Origin of the sequence: Streptomyces sp. NPDC051020 (genome assembly GCF_040683105.1) — a bacterium.
In the GTDB taxonomy this organism is placed as follows: Bacteria; Actinomycetota; Actinomycetes; order Streptomycetales; family Streptomycetaceae; genus Streptomyces.
In genome coordinates, this window is record NZ_JBFBCG010000052.1 from 40,232 (window position 1) to 47,225 (window position 6,994).

The 6,994-nt window shown below is 69.2% G+C and carries 5 protein-coding genes and 2 pseudogenes; all 7 read right to left on the reverse strand.

Annotated elements, in window-relative coordinates:
• Positions 1 to 20 precede the first annotated feature (20 nt).
• Entirely contained in the window at positions 21 to 2,396 is a 2,376-nt protein-coding gene (gene treY, locus AB0N06_RS25730; RefSeq protein WP_366137033.1) for a malto-oligosyltrehalose synthase, read from the reverse strand.
• A gap of 591 nt (positions 2,397 to 2,987) precedes the next feature.
• Positions 2,988 to 3,410 carry a hypothetical protein gene (locus AB0N06_RS25735; RefSeq protein ID WP_366137034.1) on the reverse strand — a complete coding sequence of 141 codons (423 nt, stop codon included), beginning with the start codon at positions 3,408 to 3,410 and terminating at the stop codon, positions 2,988 to 2,990.
• A gap of 1 nt (position 3,411) precedes the next feature.
• Positions 3,412 to 3,882 (reverse strand): hypothetical protein, encoded by a 471-nt coding sequence (locus AB0N06_RS25740; protein ID WP_366137035.1) that lies wholly within the window; start codon positions 3,880 to 3,882, stop codon positions 3,412 to 3,414.
• Between the two features lie 44 nt (positions 3,883 to 3,926).
• Positions 3,927 to 4,637 (reverse strand): hypothetical protein, encoded by a 711-nt coding sequence (locus AB0N06_RS25745; protein WP_366137036.1) that lies wholly within the window; start codon positions 4,635 to 4,637, stop codon positions 3,927 to 3,929.
• Positions 4,638 to 4,826: 189 nt separating this feature from the next.
• On the reverse strand, positions 4,827 to 5,189 hold the full coding sequence (locus tag AB0N06_RS25750; protein ID WP_366137037.1) for a hypothetical protein: 363 nt from the start codon (positions 5,187 to 5,189) through the stop codon (positions 4,827 to 4,829).
• Positions 5,189 to 6,082: pseudogene (locus AB0N06_RS25755) on the reverse strand (IS256 family transposase); the annotation flags it as partial. The gene AB0N06_RS25750 and the pseudogene AB0N06_RS25755, both read right to left, overlap by 1 nt.
• 48 nt (positions 6,083 to 6,130) lie before the next feature.
• Positions 6,131 to 6,994 (reverse strand): annotated as a pseudogene (locus AB0N06_RS25760) (transposase); the annotation flags it as partial.

Consider the following 6,994-nt stretch of genomic DNA (forward strand, 5'->3'; position numbering starts at 1 on the left):
GGGACCGGTCCGCCCGGCATTCAACGACAGGCACGGAGCAGCGCCACCGGTCGTTCGGCGAACAACGCGGCCACCTCGACCGGACCGCCCGGGAACTCCCGTCCCGGCGTGAGCAGATCCGTCCACGGCCCGTCGCCCGGCAGCGCCAGCGTCGTCCCGCGCCAGCCGCCCGCCCCGGCCAGCCGCAGCGACAGCCTGGTCACCGCCGTGACGACCTCCCCGGAGCGGCAGAAGGCCAGACAGTGCGCGGCCGCCGGGCCCTGCGCGGTCAGCGGGGTGTACGTCCCCGACTCGCCGAAGAGCTCCGGCCGATTCCGCCGCAGTCGCAGTGCCGCCACCGTGAGCGCTGCCTTCTCGCTGACGGGACCGTCCGCGGGCGGGCGGCGGAACGGCTGCCGGTTGTCCGGGTCGACCAGTGCCACATACTCCTGCTCCGTCCCCTGGTACAGGTCCGGCACCCCTGGCATCGTCAGCTGCACCAGGGCCGCGCCGAGCGCGTTGGCCCGGGTGAAGGGTTCGAGGGAGGCCGCAAACCGCTGCAACGCCTCCCGTGCCGGCCCGGTGCCGGCGGCGGGACCGGCCGCGACGAAGTCCGACACCGCCCGCTCGTAGACCGGATCGGGCTCCGTCCAGCTGGTGAACAGGCCCGCTTCCCGTACGGCTTTCAACAGCGCGGGTTCGAGACGGCCCGCCATCTCGTCGGCGGGCAGCCCCGCGCAGCCGAACGCCGTCTGCCAGGCCTGCCAGGCCAGCTGCGGATCGGGCGCGACCGCGTTCGGGGCTGCCCGCGCCAGCTCCGTCAGCAGCTGGGACCACTGCTGCGGACACTCCGACAGGACCGCGATCCGGGCCCGCACATCCGCGCTGCGCTTGGTGTCGTGCGTGGTCAGCACGGTGCCGGTGGCGGGCCAGTCGCGCGCCAGCCGGGTGCAGAAGGCATGGAACTCCTCCGGAGCCACCGCGGGGCGCCCGGGATCACAGCCCACCTCGGTCGCCGAGATCAGCGGCACGTACCGGTAGAAGGCCGTGTCCTCGACCGACTTGGCCCGCAGCGCCGACGCGGTCTGCGCGAACCGGGCGCAGAATGCCGCCCGGTCCGGCCCGTCACCGAGCCGCCCCAGCGCCAGGTCCCGCACCACATCGACGGCCGCCGCCTCCTCGGCCACGGAGAACAACGCCCTGGCGTCCCGTACGGCCGTGTCCGGCAGCGCCGCCTCCGCCGCCCCGCTGCAGGGCCCGCCCGCCGTGACGTACGGGCGGTAGACCGGGACGCGGACGAGCAGTTCATCGATGGCGGTGCGCAGCGCCCACGGGGCGTGGTCGCGCAGCGCGGGGTCCTCGGCGCAGATGCGTACGGCGAGGCGGGTCAGCAGGGCGGTCTCCGCGGCCAGTTCATGCGTCACCACCCGGTACGCGGCCCGGCGGACCGTCGTCGACCAGTAGCCGCCGCGGTCCCCGGCCGGGCCGGCGAACTCCCGGTACCGGCCGAGCAGCTCGGTGGCGCCCATCGGATCGGTGAACAGCCCGTCGATCCGGTGCAGCGCGTCGTACCCCGTCGTCCCCGCGACGGCCCAGCCCGCGGGCAGCGGCTCGGTACCGGTGAGGATCTTCTCCACGACCGTCCACCGCCCGCCGGTCGCCTCGTCGAGCCGCTCCAGATAGCCGGCGGGGTCGACGAGCCCGTCGGGATGGTCGATGCGCAGTCCGTCGACGACGCCGTCCCGGACCAGTTCGAGGATCTTGCCGTGGGTGGCCGCGAACACCTCGGGGTCCTCCACCCGGACCCCGATGAGGTCCGAGATGGTGAAGAACCGCCGGTAGTTCTGCTCGGTACGGGCCAACCGCCACCAGCCGAGCCGGTAGTGCTGGGCGTCCAGCAGCTTCGGCAGCGGAAGACCGGCGGTACCGGCCCGGAGCGGGAACTCCTGCTCGCCGTGGCGCAGCACCTCCCCGTCCACCTGGAACCGTTCCATCTCGTCGCCGATCCGTCGGGCGAGCACCGGCAGCAGCACCCGCCCGTCGCCCGCCGCCCAGTCGATGTCGAACCAGCGGGCGTACGGCGAGTCCGGGCCTTCGCGGAGGACCTCCCACAGGGCCCGGTTGTGGCGCGGGGCGGCGGCCATGTGGTTCGGCACGATGTCCAGCACCAGCCCGAGTCCGTGCTCCCGCGCCGTGGCCGCCAGTTGCCGCAGCCCCGCCTCACCTCCGAGCTCGGCCCGGACACGGCTGTGGTCGACCACGTCGTAGCCGTGCCTGGAGCCGGGCACGGCTTCGAGCACCGGCGACAGGTGCAGATGGGAGACGCCGAGGGCGGCGAGATACGGCACCGCGTGCCCGGCGGCCGAGAACGGGAAGTCCGGCTGGAGCTGGAGCCGGTACGTGGCGGTGGGCGTCATGCGAACGTACGTACCCAGCCTGAAGCCGACTGTGACACGGCATCCGGCCGATCCATCCGGACGAGGGGTCGGCTCCGTGGGCCGACCCGCCGCTGGCACTCGCGTCAAAGGAGGCCGAACAGGTAGAACACCACGGAGACCTACCAGAGCACGTCGCCGGACTGATGCGGGCCTACCTCGATTCCCGCCAGCACCTGCCCTACGCCAGCAGCAGGAGTGCCCGATGACTCTTCCCCGGCCGCCAGCCCGGGCAGCCGATGAACCCGGTCAGCCTCCAGGTCCACCTTCGCGAGATCGGCGTCCCTCCGCAGCGCGGCAGGACCTCCGCGATCCGCCACCTCGTCCTCCAAGCCCCGGCCCCAGTTATCGCAAAGGCCCTCATCTACCACGACAAGACCGCCACACGGCTGGTCACCGAAGCCGGCGGAACCTGGAGCCGATACGCCCCAGGCGGCCACAAGCGGTGACCGCCAGGAGCCGTTCGGCCGAACGCTCAGGCGACCGAAGTCCGGAAGGGATCAGCGGGAATGATCTCTGCCTCGTCGAAATGCTGCTCCAACGCCTCGTGGCCGTGACCCCGCCGGGTTCCTCTCACGGCCGGCGGGGCGGCAGAGCCGCTCGGCCCCGCCAGTAGTCCGCATCACGAGGATCTGCCAACCATCTGGTCAGACGCTCAGCGCCTGCTTCGACTGCTTGGGGAAGCGAGGCCTCCTCACCGACAACAAGCCTGAGGGCATCAACATCATGGGTGGCATGATCGGTCTCGCACCAGCAGGCCACGTTCACGGCCGCGTCGACCGCGAGCTGGCCCCGATCCGTCCACACCACCTGCAGCAGGAACTCCAGCTGATCGCCCCCGCCTGCATGCTCAATGACATCCAGGCCGAGGATGACGGGCGTCCACGGCTGCGGGCCCGGGAAGACCACGTGATCCAGTGCCCACTCCCACTCCGCCCTGTCTCCGTCGACACGAGCCGCATCAACCGCACGGACCGCCTGTTTCAGAAAGTCCACGTCAGCAGCGGAGAGGCGGGGGAAGAGCGTGGTCAAAGGGACGTCGTCGAAGACACCTCGGCTCATAGCCATGAGCCGGTGATCCGTTCTCTCCGACTTCGCAGACTTCAAGAAGTTGCCGTGCAGAGTCCGCATAGCGCATCGCGGTCTTCTCGTCGAGCCCGAACACCTCGGCGAGGTGGAGCGGATCCGGCCCGTGGGTCAGGGCCTCTTCGAGTTGCCGGTCGACGCGAAGCCGCTCCAGCGTCGCGTCCTGCCCGCGCATCGTGGCGCTGATCCAGTGGTTGCTGGCGCGGCTGGTCTTGGTGGCGGTCTGGTTGTTGATCAGCAGGTGGAGGTTCGCGGCGTTCGGCCACCGGCTCCGTCGGTGTTCCAACCAGTCCCGCAGCAGTTTCAGGGTGAGGTCGTCGAGCGGGCGGGCGCGTCCGGCGATGGTCATGTGTCGGTTGCCGATGTCGATGTTGTCGAGCATGAGGGTGCCGATCTCCCGCGGCGGAGGAGGAACGGATGGAGGCCTCACCCTCTGGCTTCGGCCGCAATCCAGTTCTGCCAGACGTGGATCGTGTTGGGCACCTCGGGGCGATCGAGGAGCCAAAGAACATAGCCAGCATGCCGCCGCGCCCATGGGTTGTCAGACCCAACGGCAGTTTCCAGCCGGCTGCGCAGATCCTCACTGTCAACGGCTCGAGCAACGCGCAGGTACTCGCGGTCCTTGCAGCGGTAGGCCCTCTGAACGACGATCTCGACCAGGTCGGTGAGCTTCGTCCTGACTGTCTTGCCGTGGTCAGCGACCGCCACGTCCTGTATGAGGTTCTGCTTCGTGCCCCACTCCTTGGCATGCCGGGTCCACTCCTGCGGATACCTTGCCTCCCATTCCAGGAAGAGGAGCGCATAGGGCAGCCCCTGCCATGTCCTGATGTCTCCGGGCGGGCGGTTCCACAACGCGTTGGGCAGCGAATACCTGCCGGCTTCGACGTACACCTCATGTGCCTGCAGGAAAGCCGGATCCCGCCACCTGTCCTGTCCGCCAAGCGGCAGCGGCAAGCGCCACATCTCATTGAACCGACCAAGAGCATCCCGCACGTTCCTCTGGACATCAGCAAGACGGACCAGCGCCGCAGCCCGTTCGGCGGGATCGTCGGCTATCAGCCCGAACGCCCAGCCCAACCGCGCGTCCCACGCAAGGGCTTCGTCAACGCCGACACTCGCATCCGCTTCCTTCGTCACGCAGGAGATCATCCCTCAGTCACTCACCGAGGTGCATCGACCCTCGACTTCATCCAGAGCGCAGATTGCTCGGACAAGGCGAGAGTGATGCACGAATCCCGAAGTTACGTCAGTAGGCAATCGCCGCCCCAAAGAAGGAAGAACCCCCTGGCCGAGTAATTGTCAATTCCTGTGGATCGGTGGTGCGCTTCAGCCTTCCTGGGGCTTCTGATCCTTGGCTTCGAGGAGGCGGCGGAGACGCCGGATCTCGGCGATCAGGCGGGGAATGTCCTGGCGGGCGTTGGCGATGAAGTTGGCGTTCTCGTCCCAGCGTTCGTCCGCGACGTCGACATAGCGTGGCTGCTGGACCAGGGTGGCGGCCACGATCTGGCGGTGGTCAAAGTCTGGCCAGCGTTCGCCGACTCCGGTGTCGGGGACAGTACTGATGGCAACGAGGCTCATGGCGAAGTCGTCGTCCAGTTGGCGCACGTGCCAGGGGCCGGGAGTCGCAGCACCGGCAAGCTCCTCGATCTCGGCGAGTTCCTCGTCGGTCAGCGGATTGGGGGTGTCCATCACGCTGCCCGCTCCTCGCGCTCAACCAGCTGACCACGTTTGAAACGGGCTCCGGCGCGGACAAGGGCAACGAGGTGGGGCGCATTCACGGCTCGCCAGCGGGCCTGAGCGGACTCGATTAGCTTGAAGACCATGGCCAGTCCGGCCGCGCGGGAGCCTGCGCCCTTGGTGACCTTGGTCCGCAGGCGCACGGTGGCGAAGGTCGACTCGATCGGGTTGGTGGTCCGCAGATGGACCCAGTGCTCGGCGGGAAAGTCGAAGAACGCCAGGAGTTCGTCTTCGTCGTCCGTGATCCGCTTGACGACCTTGAGGTACTTGGCCCCGTAGGCCCGTTCGAAGTCGCGGACGGCCCGGGCCGCATGCTCCTTGTCCTCGGCGTTGTAGATCTCCTGGATCGCACGCTTGGCCGCGGGCTGGGCTGACTTCGGCAGCGCGTCCAAAACGTTGGCGGTTTTGTGAAGCCAGCACCTTTGATGGCGGGTGTCGGGGAAGACCTCGCTCAGCGCGTTCCAGAACCCGAGAGCGCCGTCGCCGACGGCCAGGACCGGGGCCCGCATGCCCCGACGGGCGCAGTCCCGCAGCAGGCCCGCCCACGCCTCCGACGACTCGCGGTAACCGTCGGTCATCGCGATCAGCTCCTTCGTGCCGTCCGCGCGTACCCCCATCAGCACCAGGACCGCGGCCTTCGCCTCCTCCAGGCGGATGCGCAGGTGGACGCCGTTCGCCCAGACGTACACGTAGTCCGTGGCGGACAGCTCCCGGTCCATGAACGCCGTGTGGTCGGCCTGCCATTGGGCGGTCAGCCGCGTCACGGTGGCGGGCGAGAGGCCGGCCGAGGAGCCGAGGAACTGCTCCAGCGCGGGCACGAAGTCGCCGGAGGACAGTCCGTGCAGACACCTCACGCCCTCAAGGTGTCAAGCCGCAGCGACGAGTGGGGCGGGGAACGCCGTTTGTTCGTCGAACAGTTCGTGGTTCTGGATGCAGTGGTAGAGCTGGCCGATCATGCGGTTGAAGAGGTTGCGCTGGGCGGCGGCGTGCCAGTCTCCGTGCTCGTCGCGGCGTCGCCGGTAGTGCGCTTTTGCGCCGGGTGAGGCGGTGATGGCGGGGAAGGCCCAGAGGTAGCCGACGTGGTTGAGGCGGTCGTTCTTGACCCACCGGCGGGTGATGCTGGACTTCTTGCCGGAGGCCCGGGTAATAGGCGAGGAGCCTGCATACGCCTTCAGGCCGCGGGCGTCGGCGAAGCGTGCGTGGTCGTCCCCGATCTCGGCGAGCACCCGGGCGCCGAGCTGGGTGCCGAGCCCGGGAAAGCTCAGGATCACGTCAGCGTCGGGGTGCTGAGGGAAAGCCTCCTCCACCGCCTGGGCGAGATCGTCGGCGGCGGTGCAGGCGGCCTCCAGCTGGATGAGGAGGGCGAGCATTTGCTTGCCGAGCGCGTCCTCGACGAGGGGCGGCTGGTGGGCGAAGTCGCCGCGGAAGACTTCACGGATCCGCTCGGCCTCGACCTCGATGCCGCGCTTGCGGCCGGCCCGCCTGAGCGCGCTGACGATCTGCGTGCGAGTCAGTTTCGCGGCCCTGCACGGGGTCGGTGCAGCCTTCAGGAGTTCGCGGGCCTCGGGGCGGCACAGGCCGTTCTGCCAGGTCGCGAAGGCGTCCAGGGCAGAGGGGTAGTACTCCCGCAACAGGGATCGGAGCTGGTTGGCCAACTGCAGTTCGCGGGCCTCGGGGCGGCACAGGCCGTTCTGCCAGGTCGCGAAGGCGTCCAGGGCAGAGGGGTAGTACTCCCGCAACAGGGATCGGAGCTGGTT